1 protein-coding gene is annotated in these 1,389 nt (G+C 67.8%); it reads right to left on the bottom strand.

All coding sequences use genetic code 11. The features are described from left to right. Positions 1 to 1,254 (bottom strand): aspartate aminotransferase family protein (locus PHW99_RS18115; protein WP_300181016.1); only part of this gene is annotated, 1,254 nt, incomplete at its 3' end. Positions 1,255 to 1,389 lie beyond the last annotated feature (135 nt).

Genomic DNA, 1,389 nt, shown 5'->3' with positions numbered 1-1,389 from the left:
CACCCCGCGGTTGAGCAGCGCCAGGTGGATGAGCTGCTCCAGCCCGGGGTCGAACAGCGCCTGGGCCTGGCTGCCGTTGAGCGGCGGCGTCGGGCCGAACTGGAATTCGCAACGCGCCCCCACCTGCGTCACACACCAGGGCAACTGATGGCGGGCCAAGCAGGCGCGCAGGCCCGCCGCCAGGTGGCTGCACAGGCTGATCATGTGCTCAAAGGCGGCCTCGGTCGCCACCTCGGCCAGGGTGGCGCGCATGGCCGCCAGCGTCAGCCGGTTGGCGGTCAGCGTGGTGCCAATGCCCGAGTGGCCGGGCGGCGCGGCGCGCTTGGCCTGCATCGCCCGGTCTGCCAGCTCGGCGCTCATGCCATACACGGCGCAGGGCAGTCCGCCGGCAATGGGCTTGCCCAGCACCAGCGCATCGGGCGACAAACCATGGGCCCGGGTATAACCGCCTGGGCCGCTGCTGAAGGTGTGGGTTTCATCGAGCACCAGCAGCGTGCCGTGCTGGCGGATCAGCGCCTGCGCCGCCGCCCAAAACCCTGGCTGCGGCAGCACCATGCCGATGTTGGTCATCACCGGCTCAGCCAGCACACAGGCGATGTCGCCCTGCGCGAGTGCGGCCTGCAAGGCGGGCAGGTCGTTGAATTCGATCACCACCGTGTGCTGGGTCAGGTCAAACACCTGGCCCAGCAGGCTGTCGCGCTGGCGTGGCTGGCCGTCCACCAGGTCCACAAACACGTCATCCACCGTGCCATGGTAACAACCGTTGAACACCAGCAGTTTTTGCCGGCCGGTGGCGGCACGCACCCAGCGCAACAGAAACCGGTTGGCGTCACTGGCCGACAGCGCCGCTTGCCACACCGGCAGGCCAAAGCGGCGCGCCAGCTCGGCCCCGACCCAGGCGGCATCTTCGCCGCTGAGCATGGTGGTGCAGCCCAACGCCACCTGGCGCTGCACCGCCTCAACCACCGCCGTTGGCGCGTGCCCCAACATGGCGCCGGTGTCGCCCAGGCAGAAGTCCACGTAGCTGTGGCCGTCGGCATCGGTCACCGTGCTGCCCTGGGCGCTGGCCACCTGCAGCGCAAACGGGGTGGACCAGTCGCTCATCCAGTGCAGCGGCACGCCAAACAGCCAATGTGGCGCTGCGGCTTCGGCCAGCGCCCGGGAACGCGGGTGGCTGGTGATGAACTGCGTGCGTTCCTGTTGCGCCAGCGCCGCACGGGCGCTGGCTTGGGGGGTGTCATGATTTGTCAGCATTTTTGGCTTCTAGCCCAGGTGAAATGGGCGTTTGTTGCTATTGATTTTGTAGCTTCTTTTAGGTTTGAGGTGTGGTCTGGCTGGTGGTGGGTTGGGCGCTTGAGCGCTGGTGTTGGCCGCAAGAACGCGAGCGGG

Origin of the sequence: Rhodoferax sp. (genome assembly GCF_028689305.1) — a bacterium.
Classification (GTDB): domain Bacteria; phylum Pseudomonadota; class Gammaproteobacteria; order Burkholderiales; family Burkholderiaceae_C; genus Rhodoferax.
The sequence above is the reverse complement of the archived record's forward strand: the minus strand, read 5'-3'. Positions and strand labels throughout refer to the sequence as shown.